Source organism: Oceanobacillus sp. FSL W7-1293 (assembly GCF_037969815.1).
Taxonomy (GTDB): Bacteria; Bacillota; Bacilli; order Bacillales; family Amphibacillaceae; genus Oceanobacillus; species Oceanobacillus oncorhynchi.
In genome coordinates, this window is record NZ_CP150212.1 from 3,487,603 (window position 1) to 3,509,862 (window position 22,260).

At 39.2% G+C, this 22,260-nt stretch carries 24 protein-coding genes and 1 riboswitch; of the genes, 11 read left to right on the plus strand and 13 right to left on the minus strand.

The annotated features are described in order from the left end of the window. Window positions 1–4 precede the first annotated feature (4 nt). On the minus strand, window positions 5–1,405 hold the full coding sequence (locus MKY65_RS17040) for an isochorismate synthase (protein ID WP_339178873.1): 1,401 nt from the start codon (window positions 1,403–1,405) through the stop codon (window positions 5–7). A gap of 291 nt (window positions 1,406–1,696) precedes the next feature. On the opposite strand from MKY65_RS17040, the gene MKY65_RS17045 reads away from it, so the two are divergent. Both MKY65_RS17045 and MKY65_RS17050 read left to right on the plus strand, forming a co-directional pair. Further along, complete coding sequence (locus MKY65_RS17045; protein ID WP_339178875.1) at window positions 1,697–2,632, plus strand: 1,4-dihydroxy-2-naphthoate polyprenyltransferase; 936 nt, start codon at window positions 1,697–1,699, stop codon at window positions 2,630–2,632. Window positions 2,633–2,790: 158 nt separating this feature from the next. Continuing rightward, window positions 2,791–3,144 carry a hypothetical protein gene (locus MKY65_RS17050; RefSeq protein WP_339178878.1) on the plus strand — a complete coding sequence of 118 codons (354 nt, stop codon included), beginning with the start codon at window positions 2,791–2,793 and terminating at the stop codon, window positions 3,142–3,144. Between the two features lie 125 nt (window positions 3,145–3,269). Here the strand turns inward: MKY65_RS17050 and MKY65_RS17055 are convergent, their stop codons facing one another. Together MKY65_RS17055 and MKY65_RS17060 are read right to left on the minus strand one after the other, a co-directional pair. Further along, window positions 3,270–3,851 (minus strand): ECF transporter S component, encoded by a 582-nt coding sequence (locus tag MKY65_RS17055; RefSeq protein WP_339178880.1) that lies wholly within the window; start codon window positions 3,849–3,851, stop codon window positions 3,270–3,272. A gap of 217 nt (window positions 3,852–4,068) precedes the next feature. Continuing rightward, window positions 4,069–4,192: riboswitch (FMN riboswitch) on the minus strand. A gap of 82 nt (window positions 4,193–4,274) precedes the next feature. Then, window positions 4,275–5,345, minus strand: coding sequence for a M20/M25/M40 family metallo-hydrolase (locus tag MKY65_RS17060; protein WP_339178882.1), 1,071 nt, complete (start codon window positions 5,343–5,345; stop codon window positions 4,275–4,277). A gap of 167 nt (window positions 5,346–5,512) precedes the next feature. On the opposite strand from MKY65_RS17060, the gene MKY65_RS17065 reads away from it, so the two are divergent. The 5 genes from MKY65_RS17065 to MKY65_RS17085 all read left to right on the plus strand — a co-directional run bounded on the left by MKY65_RS17065 (window position 5,513) and on the right by MKY65_RS17085 (window position 11,520). Then, window positions 5,513–6,067: a thioredoxin family protein gene (locus tag MKY65_RS17065; RefSeq protein WP_339178884.1), complete on the plus strand. Its 555-nt coding sequence runs from the start codon at window positions 5,513–5,515 to the stop codon at window positions 6,065–6,067. A gap of 749 nt (window positions 6,068–6,816) precedes the next feature. Then, a complete protein-coding gene (locus MKY65_RS17070) occupies window positions 6,817–7,821 on the plus strand; it encodes a potassium channel family protein (protein ID WP_339178886.1) in 1,005 nt (334 codons plus the stop codon). Window positions 7,822–8,037: 216 nt separating this feature from the next. Continuing rightward, the gene (yugI, locus tag MKY65_RS17075; protein WP_339178888.1) at window positions 8,038–8,406 is read left to right on the plus strand and encodes a S1 domain-containing post-transcriptional regulator GSP13; all 369 of its coding nucleotides are present in this window, start codon (window positions 8,038–8,040) and stop codon (window positions 8,404–8,406) included. 259 nt (window positions 8,407–8,665) lie between these two features. Further along, window positions 8,666–10,012 carry a glucose-6-phosphate isomerase gene (locus MKY65_RS17080; RefSeq protein WP_339178890.1) on the plus strand — a complete coding sequence of 449 codons (1,347 nt, stop codon included), beginning with the start codon at window positions 8,666–8,668 and terminating at the stop codon, window positions 10,010–10,012. 320 nt (window positions 10,013–10,332) lie between these two features. Then, window positions 10,333–11,520: a MalY/PatB family protein gene (locus MKY65_RS17085; RefSeq protein ID WP_339178892.1), complete on the plus strand. Its 1,188-nt coding sequence runs from the start codon at window positions 10,333–10,335 to the stop codon at window positions 11,518–11,520. Between the two features lie 101 nt (window positions 11,521–11,621). On the opposite strand, the gene MKY65_RS17090 is transcribed toward MKY65_RS17085, so the two are convergent. The 3 genes from MKY65_RS17090 to MKY65_RS17100 all read right to left on the minus strand — a co-directional run bounded on the left by MKY65_RS17090 (window position 11,622) and on the right by MKY65_RS17100 (window position 12,910). After that, entirely contained in the window at window positions 11,622–12,230 is a 609-nt protein-coding gene (locus MKY65_RS17090) for a superoxide dismutase family protein (protein WP_339178894.1), read from the minus strand. A 71-nt stretch (window positions 12,231–12,301) separates the two neighbouring features. Then, entirely contained in the window at window positions 12,302–12,514 is a 213-nt protein-coding gene (locus tag MKY65_RS17095) for a hypothetical protein (RefSeq protein ID WP_042530667.1), read from the minus strand. Between the two features lie 132 nt (window positions 12,515–12,646). Continuing rightward, the gene (locus MKY65_RS17100) at window positions 12,647–12,910 is read right to left on the minus strand and encodes a phosphocarrier protein HPr (RefSeq protein WP_339178899.1); all 264 of its coding nucleotides are present in this window, start codon (window positions 12,908–12,910) and stop codon (window positions 12,647–12,649) included. A gap of 319 nt (window positions 12,911–13,229) precedes the next feature. On the opposite strand from MKY65_RS17100, the gene deoD reads away from it, so the two are divergent. After that, window positions 13,230–13,937 carry a purine-nucleoside phosphorylase gene (gene deoD / locus MKY65_RS17105; protein WP_042530663.1) on the plus strand — a complete coding sequence of 236 codons (708 nt, stop codon included), beginning with the start codon at window positions 13,230–13,232 and terminating at the stop codon, window positions 13,935–13,937. Window positions 13,938–14,231: 294 nt separating this feature from the next. Next, on the plus strand, window positions 14,232–14,711 hold the full coding sequence (locus MKY65_RS17110) for a divergent PAP2 family protein (protein WP_042530661.1): 480 nt from the start codon (window positions 14,232–14,234) through the stop codon (window positions 14,709–14,711). A 71-nt stretch (window positions 14,712–14,782) separates the two neighbouring features. Here the strand turns inward: MKY65_RS17110 and MKY65_RS17115 are convergent, their stop codons facing one another. Together MKY65_RS17115 and MKY65_RS17120 are read right to left on the minus strand one after the other, a co-directional pair. Next, window positions 14,783–15,094 carry a YuiB family protein gene (locus MKY65_RS17115; RefSeq protein WP_339178904.1) on the minus strand — a complete coding sequence of 104 codons (312 nt, stop codon included), beginning with the start codon at window positions 15,092–15,094 and terminating at the stop codon, window positions 14,783–14,785. 122 nt (window positions 15,095–15,216) lie between these two features. Next, on the minus strand, window positions 15,217–16,425 hold the full coding sequence (locus MKY65_RS17120) for an FAD-dependent oxidoreductase (protein ID WP_339178906.1): 1,209 nt from the start codon (window positions 16,423–16,425) through the stop codon (window positions 15,217–15,219). Between the two features lie 301 nt (window positions 16,426–16,726). Between MKY65_RS17120 and MKY65_RS17125 the strand changes: the two genes are divergently transcribed. Further along, window positions 16,727–17,710: an NAD(P)/FAD-dependent oxidoreductase gene (locus MKY65_RS17125; RefSeq protein ID WP_339178909.1), complete on the plus strand. Its 984-nt coding sequence runs from the start codon at window positions 16,727–16,729 to the stop codon at window positions 17,708–17,710. A gap of 216 nt (window positions 17,711–17,926) precedes the next feature. On the opposite strand, the gene MKY65_RS17130 is transcribed toward MKY65_RS17125, so the two are convergent. From MKY65_RS17130 to MKY65_RS17140, 3 genes are all read right to left on the minus strand, one after another. Next, window positions 17,927–18,283 (minus strand): iron-sulfur cluster assembly accessory protein, encoded by a 357-nt coding sequence (locus MKY65_RS17130; RefSeq protein ID WP_042530651.1) that lies wholly within the window; start codon window positions 18,281–18,283, stop codon window positions 17,927–17,929. 274 nt (window positions 18,284–18,557) lie between these two features. Further along, window positions 18,558–19,412, minus strand: a complete 855-nt coding sequence (gene dapF / locus MKY65_RS17135; RefSeq protein ID WP_339178913.1) for a diaminopimelate epimerase — start codon at window positions 19,410–19,412, stop codon at window positions 18,558–18,560. A gap of 20 nt (window positions 19,413–19,432) precedes the next feature. Next, complete coding sequence (locus MKY65_RS17140; protein ID WP_339178915.1) at window positions 19,433–19,759, minus strand: YuzD family protein; 327 nt, start codon at window positions 19,757–19,759, stop codon at window positions 19,433–19,435. 178 nt (window positions 19,760–19,937) lie between these two features. Between MKY65_RS17140 and MKY65_RS17145 the strand changes: the two genes are divergently transcribed. Next, entirely contained in the window at window positions 19,938–20,162 is a 225-nt protein-coding gene (locus MKY65_RS17145; protein ID WP_040979025.1) for a NifU family protein, read from the plus strand. Window positions 20,163–20,239: 77 nt separating this feature from the next. Here MKY65_RS17145 and MKY65_RS17150 read toward each other — a convergent pair whose 3' ends face one another. Beyond that, on the minus strand, window positions 20,240–21,205 hold the full coding sequence (locus MKY65_RS17150) for a D-glycerate dehydrogenase (RefSeq protein WP_339178918.1): 966 nt from the start codon (window positions 21,203–21,205) through the stop codon (window positions 20,240–20,242). A gap of 43 nt (window positions 21,206–21,248) precedes the next feature. Continuing rightward, a complete protein-coding gene (locus tag MKY65_RS17155) occupies window positions 21,249–22,214 on the minus strand; it encodes a hypothetical protein (protein ID WP_339178921.1) in 966 nt (321 codons plus the stop codon). Window positions 22,215–22,260: the final 46 nt, after the last annotated feature.

Sequence of the window (22,260 nt, forward strand, 5' to 3'; positions counted from 1 at the left end):
TTTTTTAATCCACTCCTAAAACAGATAACATCGGCATCAATTTAATATTAGTTTCTTCATATTCACTTTCTGGAATCGAATTCTCGACGATTCCGCAGCCTGCAAACAGGGAGGCTTCATCCTTTTGGATAAGTGCCGAACGCAGGGCTACAGCAAATTCACCATGATTATTACTGTCCATCCAGCCGATAGGCGCTCCGTACCAGCCCCGGTCCAACAACTCGTTTTCGCGGATAAATGCCAATGCTTCCTGTCTCGGCGTTCCTCCAAGAGCCGGCGTCGGATGCAGTCCGCTGATAATGGAAAAAATACGGTGATTTTTTTTCAGCTTGGCACGCACCGGAGTATATAAATGCTGAAGTGTTTTATATTGATGCACAGCCGGTTCAGAAGGAACATTAACATCCGTACAGTAAGCCTCCATCGTATTGCGGATCATCTGCACGACATAATCATGCTCCTCACGGTTTTTTGGATCTCTAAACAGATTATCAGCAATTTGCTCGTCCTCTTCCATTGTCTCTCCGCGCGGTGCCGTACCGGCTAAGCAGGTAGAAAGCACTTCGTCATCCTTCACTTTAACGAGACGCTCCGGCGTTGCTCCAAGGAAACAATCCTCTCCCATTTCATAGCCAAACACATAGGTATTTGGCTGCGTATCTACAAGACGCTTGAGAATGTCGGGAATGTTTGCTGATTGATTAAAATGCAGCCGTACCTCTCTTGCCAGCACAATTTTATCAACTGCCGTATTTTTCATCACATCCGTAGCTTTTTTAATTGTTTCCTTCCATTGTTCCGGATCAATCTCTGTTTTACGTTGAATGTGCAATGCAGATCCATCCCTCTTATTCTCTGCATTATTCAGCAGGGCCTGACGATGGTCTTGTAATTGCTCCAATACAACGGCATACGTTTCGTCTGTGCGGATGAAGCGATTTAGGGTAAGGTAATAATTCCCTTCTGCATGAGTCAGAATATAGCTTGGAATGGAAAAATGACTGCAGGGAAAGTTTTCCCACAGCTTTGTCTGCGGCTTTAACGGGTCAAAAGAAAAACCTCCAAGTGCGACAACCCCGGTACCTGAAACATGATAGGGGTTATAAATAACAGCATCACTTAATAAAGCATGCCATTCCTGCTCCACTTGTTCATAGCGAGAGGAAGAGGCTTTAGCAGATAATTCAAAAGCATGCCCCGCCCCCGCCATTTGAAAATCTTCATTTGCACTGGACCAAAATGTACGGGGAAGCTTTAAATCAGCCGATTTTTCTAAAAATCTATATAAATTAACTGGATTGATTTTTTCCGTATAACTAAACAGTTTGTTTTTTTGATCTGTATGAACGGACTGTATAGCAGCTTCCAATTCAGCAGTAAACTGTTTTTCTTTTACTTCGATCATGTTGATAAACCTCCGTAATAGGTACGTGTTCAAGAATCACAAAAGAGATAACCTCTTTTTTATTATACTTCTTGAACATCCTTTCATAAGTTGGACAGGTATTTTTTATCCCCTCCTATTTTATGCCCTTTTCGTTACTTTCTCAAGAAAAGCCTACTAATTCGTTTAAATCTGCTATGCTTTTCTCATTTTCCATCCATAACTGTCTATTCCTCCCGTAAAATAGGTTTGACACGTCTCTGTCCCTTATCTAAAATAAATACGATATTGTTTTTTAGGAGGAAGCAGGTAATGACGACGAAAGATTCGGCTGATATAAAAGAATTACTGAATGAACGGGAAGGATTTCATAAATGGTGGCGATTAATCCGGCCGCATACGCTCACAGCATCCTTTGTTCCGGTTTTTGTCGGGACAATGATTGCTTTTAATGAAGGTACCATTGATTGGCTGCTGTTTTTTGCGATGATGGTTGCCTCTTTACTAATTCAGGCAGCTACCAATATGTTTAATGAATACTACGATTTTGTACGCGGATTAGATAACGATCAATCGGTCGGAATCAGCGGTTCCATTGTCCGGGACGGCATGCACCCGAAGCGGATTCGTAACATTGCTTTACTTTTTTATGCTATATCCGTTGGAATCGGTGTATACATATGTATCGCATCGAGCTGGTGGATTGCAATTATTGGTTTATTTTGCATGGCAATCGGTTATTTATATACTGGAGGTCCTATTCCGATTTCCTACACACCTTTTGGAGAATTGTTCTCTGGTGTGCTGATGGGATCCGTTATTATTGGGATTACCTATTATATTCAAACGGCTTCCGTTACGGCGGAAATGATTTGGATTTCCCTTCCAATTACGATATTTATCGGCTGTATTAACTTTGCCAACAATATCCGGGATCGTGATGGAGATAAGAGAGGCGGAAGAAAAACCATTGCCGTTCTTCTTGGCAGACCAAAATCAATCAAGCTGCTTGCTTTGTTGTTTATTGTTTCATTTTCAATCACTATTATTCTTATATTGACAGGCGCTCTGCCCTTATGGTCTTTCCTTACTTTGCTGAGTATTCCACCGGCAGCCAGTGTCATCATCCAATTTAAAGGAAAGACAAAAGCGATTGAAATGATGCCGGCGATGGCTAAAACAGCGAAAACAAATACGATTTACGGGATGCTGTTAGGTCTCTCTTTGTTAATTTCCGGATTGTTCTAAAACGAAACTTCACGCAGCGGGAGTTTTACGGACAGTTCTCTGTGATAAAAGTGCTTGTTCAAAAAGGCCGATAGAGATTTGGTATGTCATGTTGATTGGGCTTTTTGAACAACCTTTATAAGCATTTGTGGATAAATCATTTAGAAAGGATGGTAATCATGCAAGCGGAACATTTAACGAAAGAAGATATCACTTATTTTAAAAAAAGACTTTTAGACATGAAAGAGGAAGCGGAATCCCATTTAGAAACAGATAATAATCAAGATGATGAACTCGCTTCCGTCAATAATCATCCGGCTGATTTAGGAACAGAGCAGTTTGAACAGCAGCGGGAGGCCGGGTTCAACCTGATGCGAAAAGAAGAGATTACGGAGATTGACGATGCGTTACAAAGAATAGAAGACGGCACATACGGAATCAGTGAAAAATCCGGAAAGCCTATCCCTAAAGAAAGACTTGAGGTATTGCCTACTGCAAGCATTCTTGTGGAGGAAGCGACCGATACAGAATAATTGTCTGGGACTAAAAACAGAATTACAAAAAAAGCAGAGACTTATTTTATCCAAGTCTCTGCTTTTTTTGCATGTAACCTTCAGCGGAAAATTTCTTTTCGGCTCCCGGCTGAAGAAGTTTCTCTTTATATAAATCTGGTCCGCTGCTGCTGAATCCAGCTTTGCATTCTATTAAATAACGGGATAAACAAAATCGCGATAATAATTCCTTTAATAAAATTGAACGGGAGCACCCCGCCGATAACGGTAACCCACTTCACTTGCTCAGACATTTCCCAGCCCATAAACCAGCCGTACGCCGGTAAAATGAAGTAATAGTTGAGTACGCTCATGCCAACCGCCATGATAACGGTACCCGCTGCAAGCCCTGTAATAAGGCCTTTTAAGCCTTTGACCCGATGATAAATGAGTGATACCGGCAATACAATCATAATCCCTGCCACAAAATTAGATAACACGCCAATCGGCTCTCCAGAACCTGATACAGCCAGATATAACAAGTTCTTAAATCCTACGACAAGCACTCCGGCTAACGGCGAGAATATCAACGATGCGATTAACGCAGGAACATCACTGAAATCCACCTTTAAATAAGGTGTTGGTAAAAACGGCAACGGAAAATTAATAAAAAATAACACGAGTGAAATAGTACTTAATAATGCGATAATAATTAACTTTAACAGCTGATTTTTCTTCTTTTTTTGCATCAGTCTGCCTCCTCCATCATTTTTCCGATTCCAACTCGTGATGAAGGTCCGATACTATTCTTTATTCTGTGCACAACCCAGAAAAGCGGTATCTCTTTACTAAACATTATCATGCCTATCCCGCTAAAAAAACCCTAAAGCTCTTGAGGCTTCAGGGTTCTGTGTCATCGCTAAATAAATACGCAAAAACATACACGTATAGTGAATAAAATAAGCTCGACATCTTCTCCCATCCAGACTATCACTGTCGGTTCTGGAATTTCACCAGATCAACTGTAACGTTATACAGTTCGCGGACTATTTCCGCCGGTCGGGAATTACACCCTGCCCCGAAGATTGGAATCGAATATTTAATTTAGGTATAGTATACCATATAAAACGCATTTGACAAGAGAAAAATTTTTAATTCAATATATCTTCACATTATCCATTTTTCTCATCATATAATGGGTTTAAATTTTCTTTTCCTGTCATATTTTCAAGCATCGTTATTAATAATTCAATTTCCATTTCCATATCTTTTTTGCTTACTGTTTCTACAGGTGAATGCATATACCTGAGCGGCAGAGACACCAGCGCTACTGGTACACCTTTGCCTGTATAGCGCATTTTATCTGCATCTGTACTTGTTGCCTTAGGTGTTAACTCATATTGTAAAGGTATGTCTTTTTCCTTCGCTGCTTTTTCCAGCCAGTGATTGATTTTACGATGAATTGGAGCGCCTTTAGCCAAAACCGGACCTCCTTCTAACTCAACTTCCACTTGCTTTTTCGTATTTACATTAGGGTGGTCCGTTGCAAAGGTTACATCCATAGCGATGGCAAAATCCGGCTCTATACCAGCAGCGGCAAAATACGCCCCTCCCATATTTGTTTCTTCATTGACCGTACTTGCGCCATAAACGCCAATGGACAAATCCTTTTCAGAGAGCCTGCGAATTACCTCTGCGACCATAAAAGCTCCGGTACGATTATCCAATCCTCTCGCTGAAACATAACGGTCCTGTAATATTTCAGGCTCCGTTTTGAACACACAGAGATCGCCAACCTGCACCTTCCTGAGTGCTTCTTCCTTTGATTGGAAGCCGCAATCAATGTATAAGTCCTGTACATCAAAATCACCCTTTATTCCGCCGAGATGCTGCGCATTTACCCCAACAACACCTGTAAAGGTTTCCTGATAGCCCAGCACCGTTACCCGCATCCCTACAGCTGCTTTTGGATTGATGCCGCCCATTTTTTCAAAAAATAAAAAGCCGCGCTCATCGATGCGTTGAATCATTAAGCCAATTTCATCACAATGACCTGCTAAAAGTACTTTAAATGGAGCATCCGGATTCAATACTGCGATTGCATTGCCGACATGATCTGTTCTAATTTCATCCGCAAACTCCTTAACATAGTGGATCCATTTCTTTTGAATTTCCATTTCCATACTTGATGGAGATGGGGTATCAAGTAAATCCATTAAAAAATCATATTGTGTATCTGCCATTTTATAGCCTCCTATCAACTATTCTTCCATCTAAAGTGATTTACCATTCACGCTTCATTTGAAGGAGGAAGATTTACAGAACCTCTCCATAATAAGTAACAACTGTTTACCAAATTTACAGAAGAAGGTACACTTACTATATCAAATAATTGAAATGAGGGATATAGATGTCATTAAACGAGTGGTATGACAAAGGACTTGATCCAGATGAATACATTGAAGCAATGGAAGTAAATAAAGAGGATTTATTATACATCTATGATAATTTTTCATTACCAGCTGATGAAGCCTTTTTTGAAGAAGTTAAAAATATGAACTTAAGAGCCATTATTCTTACAGAAGATTGGTGTGGCGACGCAATGTTAAATATGCCGATCCTTCTTAAAATTTCAGAAGCTGGCAATATGCCTGTTAAAGCTTTGCTTCGGGATAATAATCTTGAATTGATGGATCAATACTTGACAAACGGAACAGCCAGATCGATTCCGATTATCATCTTTATCGATTCAGAAGGAAATGAAGCTGGCAAATGGGGACCGAGAGCGTCTAAAATTCAAGCTTATATAGATGAAGCACGTGCGCAGCTTCCTTCTAAGGATGCCGATGACTTTGAGGAAAAACAAAAACAAATGCATCGTTTTATCTCCAAATCTTATCGGGATGACCAAGATAATTGGTCCATTGTTTATGAAAGTATGAAAGAAACGTTGAAAGCAATATAATATTTTCTAAAAGCATCCATTCGCCTGTGTGATGGATGTTTTTTAGGTTACATCACTTGAGCATTAAAACATTGGTGTTCTAGCCAAAGAGATGTCCGCTCCGGGAAGTCGCTTTCCACGGGCAACGGCTTAGCCTCCTCGGAAGAAAACCGCTTCCTGCGGGGTCTTCACCTGTTGCTTTTCCCGCAGGAGTCGACAACATCCGCTCCCATCTAAGAGGAATTATGTTTTATTTACTTTTTTACAAAGAAATAACACAAATTCTAGCGACGCTTTGGGATAGGACAAGCAATTGAAGCAATGTTGTCAGGTTAATGAATTTTCTTAAATATTATACAGATAGTAATAAAACCTATCTAGTGGAGGAAAACACGGAGACTCCTATGGGAAAGCGCAAAAGCTCTTCGATGGGACGAGTAATCGCAGTCCCAGTCCCAGTGTGAAGACCCCGCAGAAAAAAAGCGAACTTCTTTTTTTCTGCGGGGCATAAGTGCAACTATGCTTCTTTAAAGGAGGCTGAGCGCAACCATGGAAAGCGTAGTGTTTTTCTGGGGTTGCGATTACTCACCCCACCATAACCCGTCGCAGCGGTCGCATTAACCTGACAACATCGAAGATTACTTACCCCATGAAACCTGTTGGAGCGGCTATATTCAGCATTTTTTTATACTTTCATAGCTTTCAAGAAAAAACGAATAACTATCCCTTCTTTTTGCACATACTAATCGATATAGATTGGAGGGCTCCCGATGAATGTACGTTTTTTCAGACTGCTTTATTACCGTATACCCAATATCCTGAAATTGCTGCTGCTTGTACTGGTTGCTATGCCGCTCTTTGGATACCTTATTTATTTAATTGAACCGGAAACCTTTCCAACGGTAACAGACGGCATTTGGTGGGCGCTCGTTACCGGGGCAACTGTCGGCTATGGAGATTATGTGCCGGCAACATTAATCGGGAGATTACTTGCTGCATTTTTAATTTTAAGCGGAGGCGGGTTAATTGCATTCTATATTGCATCCTTATCTACGACCGTGATTAAACGTGAAAAAAAATCACAGGAAGGGAAGCTTGCTTTTCACGGAGCAGGCCACTATGTCTTTATTGGTTTTAATGAACGTACCCGCCAGCTTGTCCATTTAATCATCGAGCATTACTACAATAAGAAAATCGTTATCATTGATCGGACATTAAATAACCTTTCCTATACCAAATTGCCAGTCCATTATATTAAAGGCAATGCAACCGAAGATGCCATCCTGCATATGGCAAATATTAAGGCGGCGTCCTGTGTATTTGTTGCTGCAGATAATCAAAAATCAGATTATGACTCGGATACACATACCATTCTGACTACGATTGCTATACGCGGAAATAATCCGGATGTCCCCATTGTTTCTGAGATTCTATCCAAAAAGCAGATCGATAATGCTGCCCGCGCTGGAGCAACAACGATTATCCGGTCAAATGATTTTATGAGCAGCCTGTTTTTTCATGAATTGGATCCTGAGGTGCAATCAACGCCGTTTGAAGATGTTTATCACCTTCTCACCCAGCAAAAATTTGTTCATCGGGCTGTACCTCCTTCTTTAACAGGAAGAACCTATACAGAAGCAGTCACTTTTTTCTTGGGAAAAGAGATTCTAGTAATTGGTATTGTTCGTGAAAAAGATTATATCCTTCATCCGGAGACAACATATATACTTGAAGAAAAAGATACACTTATCTGTCTCAGCAAACGGCAGCAGTGAAAGAACAATTGTTAGATTAGCCATTTCCTATAGATTATGATATACTATTTTATTGTTGAAAAAGTACGTGTTCAAAAGATGCAGAAAAAGATAACGGTTTTGATCAGCTGGTTCTCAGCAATAATTGATAAAACCCCCGCTAAAATCTGGCTTTTCTTTTTCCATCCGCTTTGGATAGCTTATAAAAGGTATAAAAAGGTATAGGAGATGTTTAATGTGACTGCAAACGTAGAAATTGGTCAAGTAATAGAAGGAAAAGTAACTGGTATCCAGCCTTATGGCGCATTTGTTGCAATTGATGGAGACACTCAGGGGTTAGTTCATATTTCTGAAATCATGCACGGCTATGTAAAAGATATTAATGAACACTTGAGTGTCGGTGATTCAGTTAATGTGAAAGTCATTCAAATTGATGAAGAAAAAGGAAAAATTTCTTTATCTATCCGCGCTACCGAGGAAGCACCAAAAGAAACAGTGAAACAAGAGAATACCGCAAACAATTATGATTCTAATAATGACTCAAGCGGTTTTAATATTCTGAAGGACAAACTCCAGGACTGGATTGACCAGACACAGAATAAGTAAGGCAAAATCATCACCCAAGTGCGTTAACGCTCTTGGGTGTTTTTCATATTCTGTTACTTCTGTTCTTCGGGCTTTGTTTTTCTTCAAAACAGCCTACTATTATCCTCTTTTTTAAAAGCATCCCGTTATTTTTAACCTTTTTTCAGAACGTTATTTTCCTTTCTGGCAAACCCGTTTCAGACCCTTAGCCTTGATTTCATCACATTAATAGATTAAAGTAGAATCAGATATGGAATCAATTTTTAAGGGGGAAATCTAAATGACACATGTAACGTTTAAATATGATAAAGCACTTTCATTTTTCGGCAAAGAAGAGATTAAAAACCTGTCTCCATTTGTATTGCGCGCGCACCAGATGATTCATGAAAAAATCGGTGCAGGTAATGACTTTTTAGGCTGGGTGGACCTTCCTAAAAATTATGATCAGGAAGAATATGCACGTATCAAGAAAAGTGCAGAAAAAATTAAAAGTGACTCTGATATCCTGCTTGTTATCGGTATCGGCGGTTCTTATCTTGGAGCGAAAGCAGCGTTAGAAATGCTCAACCACTCCTTCCAAAATCTGCTTTCCTCAGAAGAGAGAAAAGCACCTCAGGTTATTTTTGTTGGCCACCACCTAAGCTCTACTTATATGAGTGAATTGACGGACATACTGAAAGATAAAGATTTCTCTATTAATGTTATTTCTAAAAGCGGAACAACTACGGAACCTGCCATTGCTTTCCGTATCTTTAAAAAGCTGCTGGAAGAAAAATATGGTCAAGAAGAGGCTAAAAAACGTATCTATGCAACAACCGACCGTAAACGCGGCGCTTTAAAAACTACAGCTGATGAAAACGGTTATGAAACATTCGTTATTCCTGATGATGTCGGCGGACGTTATTCTGTATTAACTGCAGTAGGTCTATTACCGATTGCAGCAAGCAATATTGATATAGATGCCATGATGAAAGGGGCACAAACTGCCATGGAAGACCTGGCTGTTCCTGACGTCTATCGCAATCCGGCATATCAATATGCAACCGTGCGTAACATTCTGTATCAAAAAGGAAAAGTAACTGAGTTGCTCATTAATTATGAGCCGGCACTACAATATTTTTCTGAATGGTGGAAACAGCTGTTTGGCGAAAGTGAAGGGAAAGATCAAAAAGGAATCTATCCGTCATCTGCCAACTTCTCTACAGACTTACACTCTCTTGGACAATATATCCAAGAAGGAAGAAGAAATATTTTCGAAACCATCCTTCATGTGAATGAGCCTAAGAAGAATTTGAAGGTGGAAGAAGAAGAAAATGATTTGGATGGCTTAAATTATCTGGCTGGCAAAAGTATTCATGAAATTAACGATAAAGCATTCCAAGGAACCTTATTAGCACATACAGATGGTGATGTTCCAAACCTGATTATCGAAGTTCCAAAACTGGATGCATATACTTTTGGCTATTTAGTATACTTCTTTGAAAAAGCATGTGCTGTCAGCGGCTATCTGCTTGGTGTTAACCCATTCGACCAGCCTGGCGTAGAAGCATATAAGAAAAATATGTTTGCCCTGCTTGGAAAAGCTGGTTTTGAAGAAGAAAAAGAAGAACTTGAAAAGAGATTGTAAAAAATAGAAAACCTTCCTTTTATGGACTCTCTCTATAAAAGGAAGGTTTTTTTGCATCTGTGAGCACCGTTAAATAAGCAAACTTTAGTAAAAATAAATTTAATAAACTTTTTTAAAAGTTTTTGGTTTATTTTTGTGAACAGCGGGTATTACTATAATTGTAAGGCTTTCTCGTATTCCCCCTGTAGGCAGAGCGTATTCACGCTTTGCTTTTTTTTGTCCAAAAATGAATAACAGTAAGTTTCAGGTTAGCTTTCTATCTTTCTGAGGAATCTTTGTTATAATAGAAAAATGAAATCATGTAAGGAGGCAAACGAAGAATGAGTATTTTTGAAGAGGTACATGACCGTAAGCAAACCAAATCAATGAAATGGGATATGCTTCAAAAAAGGTTCCAGTCGGAAGATGTTATCCCAATGTGGGTAGCAGATATGGACTTTAAGGCCCCGGAAGCTGTGAATCAAGCGCTTATTAAACGTGCAGAGCACGGGATTTACGGATATACAGTAATCGATGAAGATGTCACATCTTCTATCACAGATTGGGTTAAAAACCGACATGGATGGGATATCCAAGCGGACTGGCTTAACTACAGCCCTGGCGTGATCAATACGCTACATATGGCATTGCAGGCATTCACTGAACCAGGTGATAAGATTATGATTCAAACACCTGTATACACACCTTTTTATAACATTATAAAGGTGTTAGACCGTGAAGTTGTAAAGAATCCATTAGTTCAACAAGATGATTATTACACCATAGATTTTGAGGATATGGAAAAGAAATTAGCAAGTGGTGTGAAGGCATTTATTTTATGTTCACCTCATAATCCGGTAGGCCGTGTCTGGACAGAGGAAGAGCTCCGAAAAATGGCAGAGCTGTGTTTACAATATGATGCGATGATTTTCTCTGATGAAATTCATGCTGATTTAGTTTTCAAAGGACATAAACATCTGCCAATTGCCAGCTTATCAGAAGAAATTGCTGATAAAACCATTACTTGCATGGCTCCCTCTAAAACTTTTAATTTAGCAGGCTTGCAAGCTTCCTATGCCGTGACGCCAAACAAGCAAAACAAACAAAAATTAGAAAAAGCATTTCTCCGTCAAGGTTTAAATAACTCTTTAAACGGAATGGCTATTACAGCTATGGAAGCTGCCTATCGTCATGGCGGGCCTTGGCTGGAAGAACTGCTCGAAGTTGTTGAAAGCCATACAGCATATATTAAAGAAAAGTTTGCCGCTCATGCACCTGAACTAAAAGTAATCAAGTCGGAAGGAACCTACCTTGTCTGGGTAGATTGCTCGGAGCTGAATATGGATAAAAAAGAATTAAATCGATTTATGATCGATAAAGGACGTGTCGGTTTGAATCCCGGACAGGACTATGGAGATGAAGGAGACGCTTTTATGCGTATTAATGTGGCATGTCCGCGGGCAACCATTGAAGAAGGCGTACAGCGAATTATTCATGCAGTCGAAGCATGGAGAGCATCCACTAATTAATTAAAAAGAGTAAAAACTGCATTCAACCCCCTGGAGAATGCAGTTTTTATTATCATGAAATCAGGCATTATTATATTTCATAGCCAAATGCAATTACATCTTTAGCCGTTTTCTTCGTTTTTCTGTTTATCATTATTTTCCGTCGGATCAGTCGGTGCGTCCTGCTCTTCCCCGCTTTGTGAATCTCCGCTGATTACTCCGCAAACGATACGATCTCCTGAATTACCTGCCGGCTGGCTCATCCCATCATCTACCCCATCATGAATAATTAAAGAAGTTCCATTATCTGCAGTCAGGCTATTTTTTCCTTTTTTTAATGTAGCCTCATTAATAATAAGTTCTTCCTGAACAGTCCCGTCCGCATCTGCTTCAATATTCGGGAGGTCGCCGACGTGCGGCCCACTTGTGTGCATCAGACCATGGTCTTTTCCATCCGGGTTAAAATGATTTCCGCTGGAAGAAAAATCAGGCCCCTCACATTTTCCATATTCATGAACATGTATTGCATGAAAACCAGGACTTAAACCTTCTACTTCCACATTTACAGAAACCCCGCCATCGGTTTCATTTAATCTGGCTGTTCCTACACGATCTCCATCCGCATTATACATCTCCAACGTTTCTGAGTTTTCATGCGGCAGCAAGCATCCTGATAAAAAAAACAGCATCATCAGAGAAAGTATCCATAACTTTTTATTCCGTCGTTGCATCGATAAGCTCCTTTACCTTTTTTAATAGTTTAGGCAAAGAAGTAATTTTTAATCAAAAAACTCCTCAAATCTTATTGATTAGAGGAGGTATTTGTCACATTATTATTTTTTTGCGTTTGCTGTAGAACATCCTGGTACTCCTGCTCAAAACGTTCCTGATCTTTTTTCGACTTTTTCATCATCCACCGCATCACTGTGACGGCCAATGCGATAAAAATAATTAGTGATATCACTGCAGGAATATACTCCATTTTATCTTCCGGGAAATAAAGAAATGGCATCATAAAGCTATTCACACCTTTCTGAAGACAATTATATCAAATATCCAATGCATGTAAATATGAGCATTTTTGAAAACCATATGTATATACATAAAAGCGCCCTGAAATCAGGACGCTTTTATGTGTCATGTAAAATTATTCACCTAAATGTTCTTTAATTACGTCAGCGATACCTTTTAAAGCATCCGCTTCGTCTTTTCCGTCTGCACTTACTTCAATTTCAGCACCTTTTGGAATTCCTAAAGACATTACGCCCATGATGGATTTAAGGTTAACATTTTTACCTTTGTAGCTCACTTCAATTTCTGAATCAAATTGACCAGCTTTGTTTACTAACAAAGTAGCCGGACGTGCGTGTACTCCAGTTTCTGCAGTGATTGTAAAAGTTTGCGATTTCATTATATACAACATCCTTTCTTTTTTTGAAAACCTGTATCGTTTATGTACCAAATTAATTAATTCACATAAACCTATGTTCTATTATATACAAAAAACACGAAATATGAAATACATAACTGCTTTTTTTATGAAATAAAGAATCGGATGCGCTTTCATTTCGGATTCACACTTAGTTAGAAACAACTATGACGTACACAGGTTTATGTTCCAATCTTTGAATTTTTCTGCTTTTTATTTTGAAAATGGATTCATTTGTTTTTCAAAAATCTTTATGATACCTTTAATTTAAAGACGAAAACTAATAATGGAGGGATATGAAATGAGTGTACATATCGGAGCAAAACAGGGAGAAATAGCAGATAAAATCTTATTGCCGGGCGATCCATTGCGGGCAAAATACATCGCAGAAAATTATTTAGAGGATGCTGTATTATATAATGAAGTCAGAGGCATGTACGGGTATACCGGTACTTACAAAGGAGAGCGTGTTTCTGTACAGGGAACCGGCATGGGGGTGCCTTCTATCTCCATCTATGTGAATGAGCTGATTCAAAGTTATGATGTCAAAAAACTGATTCGTGTCGGCACATGCGGCGCAATTCAAAAAGATGTCAAGGTCCGTGATGTAATCCTGGCACAGGGAGCTACAACAGACTCGCAAATAAATCAGCTTATTTTTAACGGCATTGATTATGCGCCAATTTCTGACTTTGAATTATTAAAAAATGCTTATGATGCCGGAACAGAAAAAGGATTGCAGCTCCGTGTCGGAAATGTATTTACAAGCGATACCTTCTATCGTGATAATGCCAAAGAAGTAAATGAATTACTTGCCAAATATCAAGTACTTGCCATTGAAATGGAATCTACTGCGTTATATACCCTGGCTGCGAAATACGGACGTCAGGCATTATCGATTCTTACTGTTTCTGATCACATCATCACCGGCGAAGAAACAACAGCAGAAGAGCGTCAAACCACATTCCATGAAATGATGGAAATAGCATTAGATACGATTATTCAATAACACGAAACTTCATTCAGCGGGAGTTTTTCCGGACGATTCTCCGTGATAAATTAGTACAGAGAAGGCTCAAGCACTTCCAGGAATACACTTTTTTAATCTGCAAAACCGCATATTCCTGATAGTATCTGAGCCTTTCTTTTATTCCGGTACAAACTATGGTAAAATAATTAGAAAACTTGATTGTCATCAAGCCTGTAGGTGATAACCTTAGTTACACTTATGCAGTAAGAAAGCTTATACTTTCTTAGCTGCCAAAAAATTGATGCGTTACTTAGGAAGGAAGTTCCCTCATCCATGACTTTATTAACGAATTTCCCATTATGGGCTGCACTCATTGCGATTGTGTTCGCACAAGTTATAAAGATACCAATTAAACTGATTTTCACCAAAGAATTTCAGCCTGGACTTGCTTTCAGTACAGGGGGAATGCCCAGCAGCCATTCTGCAGCAGTGACATCGTTAGCAACTGCTGTCGGCATTGCAGAAGGTGTATCATCAAGTGTATTTGCGCTTGCTTGTATATTCAGTGTCATTACCATGTTTGATGCTTCCGGAGTCCGCAGGCAGGCTGGTGAACAGGCAATTGTGATTAATCAGCTCGTCCGTGATTTTCAATTGATTACCTCCAGCGCCAAAGACTGGAGTAAAAAGAAGGAAAACGAAAAAATACAAGAACTGAAAGAATTACTCGGGCACCAGCCGATTGAAGTATTTTTTGGCGCCATCACAGGAATTATTATTGCCTTTTCCCTTGCACCGTTTTTTTCTTATTAATCCATAAGAACCAAAAGACCAATGCTTCTGCTCGGAGCATTGGTCTTTTTTTATGTAATCTCGTTTCTCTGTTAAAACATTTGATAGCCGCTTTTCCTTAAAAACCGGATAACAAAACCAGATACAATCGTTCCAATAAAACCAGATAATAAAATCACAATATCAGCAACTGTTAACGCAACAATTCGTTCTCCAAGCGCCGAAAAAGATTCTCCCGGACTTGTGAAATAGCTGAAAAAAGAAACATTATCTATAATAAAAATCATTAGAATCGGATATAAGCACGCCATCAGCCATGTTTTTCTTAATAACATATTCAATATAAATGCAATTCCAAAAAAGATAACAAAATATAATACAACAGAAACAACAAGTTGAACCATTTTCTTCCCTCCGTCCTTTCTAAGGATGCATACAAAGCACATTTTATCTTAAAATGACAAAAAAGCAAAGCAGCATCTGCCAACCTTTGCTTTTTTGTCACTATATTTCTATCTATTATTATTTATAATAAATGAAAGTATCCCTTTTTCAGTAATAGTTGCCATCCACCTAATTGAAATAAATAATGATTATCGAAAACTCTTTTTACTAATACAGCTTTCCAGCCAAACACCCTACGATTCTGTATGACCGCAACCCCGTCATCTCGTCCTAACGTAGCAAGCATCCCTTGTCTGACCGGCTGACAAGCAGTAAGTTCTTTATTCCGTAATCTGGAAGAAACATTTTTTGCGACAACAGCGGCTTCCTCGATTGCTTTTTTTGCAGTTGGAAGGACTTCCTCCCCATTTTCATCTGCTGTATATGCACATTCTCCAACGGCAAATATCGAATCATCTTTTGTAGAAAGCATATTGGGATCCACTTCAATTTTTTTATTTTTCAAAGCCAGTCCGGCTTTTTCAAATGCGGGATTGGCTTGTACCCCTCCCGTCCAAATAAATGTGTGTGTACAAATTTTATGATCTTTTCCTTCTGTTTCATAAATAATTTTATTATCCTGACATTCCTTCAGTTTAGCTTGATGGATAATCTCTACTCCTCTGGATTGTAGAGACGTAGCTGCGTAATGTGCCAGTTTCTCATCAAACCCTGGTAGAAGGGATTTACTTTCCTCCAGTATGGAAATATGCACCTGCGTTTTTTCAATATCAAATTCTCTGCATATCTCTGGTATTTGATTAATCAGCTCTCCCGCAAATTCAACACCTAGAATTCCGCCGCCGCCAATAACGATATTTAACTTGCTCTCATCCTTTTTGACAGCATTCGCATAACTGGCAAAATTATATTCGATATGCTCACGGACAAAACGGGCACTGTTGATATCGGTGATAGAATAAGCATGTTCATCCAGTCCCGGAATTCCTTCTGCCCTCGGCTCAAAGCCAAGACCGATAACAAGTAAATCATAGTGTAATTCCTTATTTTTAAACTTGATCTTTTTAGAATTTCTTTTGATAGAAACAACTTCATCTATAATAAAATTTATTTTAGAACGATTAATAATTTCTTTGATTTTTATTTTGGAGCGATCCTGATGCCTTGTACCAGCAGCATTTTCATGCAGACAGCTTGCTTGAAAATGATAGTCATATTTATGAACCAGCGTTATCTCTGCTTCATTCTTTCCAAGCTGTTTCTGAAGCTTAACTGCCGTCATTATACCTCCATAACCCGCCCCTAATATTACAATATGCGGTTTAATCATGGTTTTTCACTACTCCTATTAATTTTGTAATTTATCACTAAAATGCGAAACAAAACGCATTTTGTCATATAAATAACTTCGTTTTGTAATCAAACTGTAATAATACTAACTTATCTTAAATGCTTTAATCAAAAATAGCAAGCTTTAAAACATCTTTTTTATCTATACCTATGAAGAAAGCATTTAGACATGCTATTATCTAAATGAAAATTTCTTCCCTTTTGAAACGATATAATTCAAACTAAAACAAGTTTGTGATACCATAGGATGGGTAAACGTCTAGAAAGAAAAGAGGTATTGTATGGAGAAAGTTTTTGATGTAACAATCATTGGAGCTGGACCCACTGGCTTATTCACAGCCTTTTACGGCGGCATGCGTCAAGCTAGTGTTAAGATAATTGAAAGCCTGCCTCATATTGGAGGACAGTTAACAGCACTATATCCAGAGAAATATATATATGATGTTGCAGGATTTCCAAAAGTCCGTGCGCAGGAGCTTGTCGACCAGCTGGAAGAACAAGCAAATCTATTTGACCCTGAAATTGTGCTTGGACAGGCCATAGAGACAGTGGAACGATTAGAAGATGACAGCTTTCGTCTTGTGTCAAACACCGGGGAAGTTCATCTGACAAAAACAATGATTATCACGGCCGGCAATGGGGCTTTTCAGCCTAGAAGATTAAACGTAGGAGACAGCGAAGCCTACGAAAATACGAACTTACACTATTATGTGACGGATATGAATAAATACAAGGACAAGCATGTTGCTATTCTAGGCGGCGGAGATTCCGCTGTAGACTGGGCTTTGATGCTTGAGAAAGTTGCTTCCAAAGTGACATTGATTCACCGCAGAGACCAATTTCGTGCTCATGAACATAGTGTAGAACAATTAAACGCATCTGCTGTAGAAAAGCTGACGCCATATGCTCCAACAGCCATTGTAGCAAATGAGAAGATTGAAAAGCTTATTTTACAAAAGATAAAAGAAGAAGAATTAATTGAATTAGAAGTCGATGATGTTATCTGTAACTATGGGTTCATCTCCAGTCTCGGGCCAATTAAAAATTGGGGATTGGAAATTGAAAAAAATAGTATCGTTGTAAATTCTAAAATGGAGACAAATATTCCGGGAATATACGCTGCTGGAGATATTTGTACGTATGATGGAAAAGTTAAACTGATTGCAACAGGATTTGGCGAAGGGCCGACAGCAATCAATAATGCTAAAAATTACATCGATCCAAAAGCAAGAATTCAACCGAAACACTCAACAGCAATGTTTTAACAAGGGGAATACATGATGGAAAAATCGTTTGAATGAGAATTTTTTCTGCTTCAGGCGATTTTCTTTTTTACACAGTTCACTTCATTAAATCCTGGGGGTAAAAAGAGCTTGAACACAGCATTGTTTAGTTTGAGGATCTTGGAGATGTTTTAGTAGAAATTTAGATACAAGATTTAAAAGAAAGATTGGCAGAGAAACGCTGCCAATCTTTCTTTATTAGCAATCACCAGGCGCGCCGGCATTTTGTGCAGTGCGGAAGGAAGAACCGCATCCGCAGGAAATAATCGCGTTCGGATTATCAATGCTGAACCCGCCGCCCATCATGTTTTCTTTATAATCTATCTTAGTACCTTCAATAATTGGAATATCCTGGTTGAAAAAGACGATTGGAATACCGTTAATGGTTTCAATAATATCCAATTCCTCATTTACTTCATCAGCAAAACCCAAGGAGTAGGATAAGCCGCTGCAGCCGCCGCCCTTCACGCCAAAACGAAGCATCGCCTGGTCTGATTCCTCTTTCATCATTTCTTTAATCTGTGCACTTGCACGATCAGTCAGTTCAATAATCATCTTCTGAACCTCCTTTTTTCCTTGTATATCCTATATGTTTAGTATACACCTGAACTTGTCAGAATCAAGTAATTCATTTTAAGAGGTTGTTCAAAAAGTCCAATAAATAGAATTATTGGGCTCTTCACCAAAATCTATGGGTAACATAGTAGTTATAAATTTGCTGTAAGCGACCGATGCAGAACTACACTACGCTAGCTTGTTGCATTTATCACATTTAATTATATTTTCCAACCATAGATTTTGATGCTGATCCAATTTTTGAACACACATTTTAAGCATAAAAAATCCCCGATGCGATGGTTTCTGCTCCGCCGGTCATCCAGATATGATCATCCTCTCTCCATTCGATGATTAAATCTCCGCCGGCTAAATGAACAACAATCTTTTTACCTTTGGTTACTTTTTTATTTAACGTTGCTGCTACGACAGCCGCACAGGCTCCTGTTCCGCATGCTTCTGTCACGCCGGAGCCGCGTTCCCAGACACGGAAATGTATTTCCTCATCCGACACAACCTCAATAAACTCTGTATTGACCCCTTCAGGGAAGCGTTCATCCTTTTCAATAACCGGTCCCAGCGTTGTCAGCGGCGCATCATCAATCGCATCCACCATCGTTATCACATGCGGATTTCCCATAGAAACCGCAGTGACATGCAGTGTCTTATCTGCAACCTCGAACGGCTCATTTATAACAGTTGTTCCTGCTTCTCCAAGCATCGGAATCTGTTCTCTTTGTAATATCGGAGCTCCCATATCAATGGTTACTTCGTTAACTTTCTGCTCGTTATTCTCTTTCACAGTAGCCCAAACGATATTGGCTTTTGTCTGTATCGTAAATTCTTTCTTATCCACGATCCCTGTTTCATAAGCATATTTAGCTGTACAGCGCAATCCATTCCCGCAATTCATTCCTTCTGAGCCGTCTTTATTAAAGATACGCATACCTACATCTGCTTTTTCTGCCGGATGAATCAAAATCATTCCATCCGAACCAATGCCCGTATTCTGATTTGACATGTTGATAGCTAATTCAGACAGCCGGTTTTCCGGCAGCTCTGTTTGAAAAAGATCAATATAGATATAATTATTTCCCAGCCCATGCATTTTCGTAAAAGGTATTTTCATCTTCTCTTCCCCTCTTCTGCTCATCCTTCTATTTCTTCCAGTCCCAGTTCTTCCAATGCTTGATAAATTGGCTTTAAACGCGGGATTCCTTCTGCTACCATTTTATCATTGATCCATACAACTGGATAAAAAAGATCTTCTTCTATTATTTTCTCTACATATGCTTGCTGAACAGCGTCTGATTGCGTTTGATTGATATCGATATAATTATATTGAACGCCGTCAGAAGTATATTTCCTCCCTATGGCTGCCTGAAGCCACTCATACGTATCTTTGGAGCTTGGTGCTCCGACACAGCTTGCGCAGATTTGTTCACTTCCATAGACAGTTATCGTTATTGCCGGCATGTTAACACCCTCCCCTTCCAAATATCTCTTTCCTCCCGCCTGTCCTCCATATTAATTATTTTACAAAATAAGCGTAAAAAGATAAAATAAAATTAACCAGCTAATTGAAAATCATTTTCAAATAGATTTTTATGCTTAACCGCGTTATAATAGATTTGTGGGAAAGGAGTAGGTGACTGTGGAAGAGCAAGTACAAGAAGTATTAAGCAAGCTTCGTCCATTCTTATTACGTGATGGCGGGGACGTAGAGTTAGTTGACGTTGACGATGATGGCGTTGTTTTACTTCGTCTCATGGGAGCATGCGGCAATTGCCCTAGTTCAACCATTACATTAAAAGCAGGAATTGAGCGTGCATTGATGGCAGAGGTTCCTGGCGTAACAGAAATAGAACAAGTATTTTAATTAAATATAAACGGAGAGGCTTTTGGCAATATCAAAATCCTGCTCCGTTTTTTATTTTTTTAAAATCAAATTTCGTTCTATGAAATTGGCGTAATCGCTTCTTTTCCGCTGACGACTGCCAAGATATTATCCATGCATAACTCGACCATTTTTTTTCTTGTTTCTACACTGGCAGACCCGATATGCGGAAGACATACGGTATTATTTAAACCGACAAGCGGGTGATCTGCTCTAATTGGCTCTTCTTCAAAGACGTCTAATCCTGCTGCTTGGATTTCTCCTGATTTAAGTGCATGGACAAGTGCATCCTCATCCACTACTTTTCCGCGTGAGATATTAATAAAAATAGCACTCGATTTCATTTTTTCAAAAGCAGCCCGGTTAAACATTTTATCCGTTTCCTTCGTATGCGGAACTACGGTCACAACAAAATCAGAAGTCTCCAAAAGTTCTTCAAAGCTGACATACGTTGCCTGCAATCGTTCTTCCGCATCTTTTTTGCGGGAACGGTTATGATATTGAATATTCATATCAAAACCTGCTGCCCGTTTCGCTATTGCTTCTCCAATTCTTCCCATCCCCACAATACCGATGGTTTTTCCATAAATATCTGATCCGGCAAAGAAAAATGGCGCCCACGCCTGCCACTTATCCTCCTTCACCCACGTGTCTGCTTCCACAATTCGTCTGGCAGCAGCCATCAATAAGGAAAAGCCTAAATCTGCGGTTGTTTCCGATAAAACATCCGGTGTATTCGCTGCGATAACATCATGCTTTTCACATGCTTCCAAATCGAGGTTATCGTAACCGACAGCCATATTTGCAACCACTTTTAATTGAGGAGATTTAGACAGAAGTTCTTCATCAATAGAATCACTTAGAACGGTAAATAAGGCATCTGCGTCAGCAGTCTCTTTCAAAAGCGTCTCCCTAGGTACAGGCTCCTCCTCTTTTTCCCACATCCTGATTTCCAGCTGTTCCTGATAAGCTTTTATATATTTCTCCTCTAACTTGCGCGTAATATAAACCTTTGGCTTGGACATATACGAGTATGCTCCTTCCTGCGATGAAATAATGAATTTTTTCTTATAACCAGCTTATCATAGGTATCTGCCAATCCGAAACATCAACACCCACTGTTTCATAAAACCGCGCCAATCTTCTTTCATATACTTCTTGATGTTTTAATAACTGCTCCAATGCTTGGGAATTTGGGTACTGGAAAGCTCCCTCTAAAAAATCATAAAGATGGATTGGATAGAACAGCCTGGCAAAGATGAGCCTCCAGGCAAATACAGACAGCGGCTGATAGTTTTGATAATCATTTAAGAACTGGTTAATTTCTGTCTCTGATTTATTTTGTAAAAAAGCATTTCGGATATACTCGGCAATATCACGCGTCGGATGGTCATATACCAGTTCATCCGTCCAAATAATTTTCTTTTCAGATGTATTCCATCTGGCAAAAGCAACCGTACTCTGATCTGTTTGTAAGATGCGCTGCTCTTTTTCGCTTTCCCGTAAATATTGAATAGCATTTTCACTGATTCCTACGATATATGGCAAAATATCCATCACTTCAGATAAATAATTACTCGCTCCTTCTTCCTTTGCCTGTCTTGTTAATTCTTCCTCAAAAAAAGTCAGCTTTTCTTCCCATAGCTTTCTCCATAACCCATAGCTTGAAATCGCCTTCGGTTCGTACTGAAAACTGCTCCCAATGCGGTGAATATCACCGAGCATTTTACCAGGACTTTCCTGACGAGATATTTGTGACTCATCTTCTAACACAAGAACCATCCACAGCTCATTGCCGTAATTGGTAAACCAATCTCCGTTGATATTCCGAATGGGATAAGCTACATTGTATAATCCGTTTTCTCTTAAAAAATAGGCCAAAGTGGCTTGTTCCATCAATATCATTTCCTTGTTTGTCGCAGGAATGGTAAAATAGTGATAGCGTTCTTTTTGATAACCCTCACGCTCTTCGATGAATTGCTTCCCTTCCATCTGGATAGCGTATTGACTGCGGAGCATTTCTGACATCGGCATCAACAAACTCCTCCTTATCGTATATATTAACTATATGAAGGAAAGG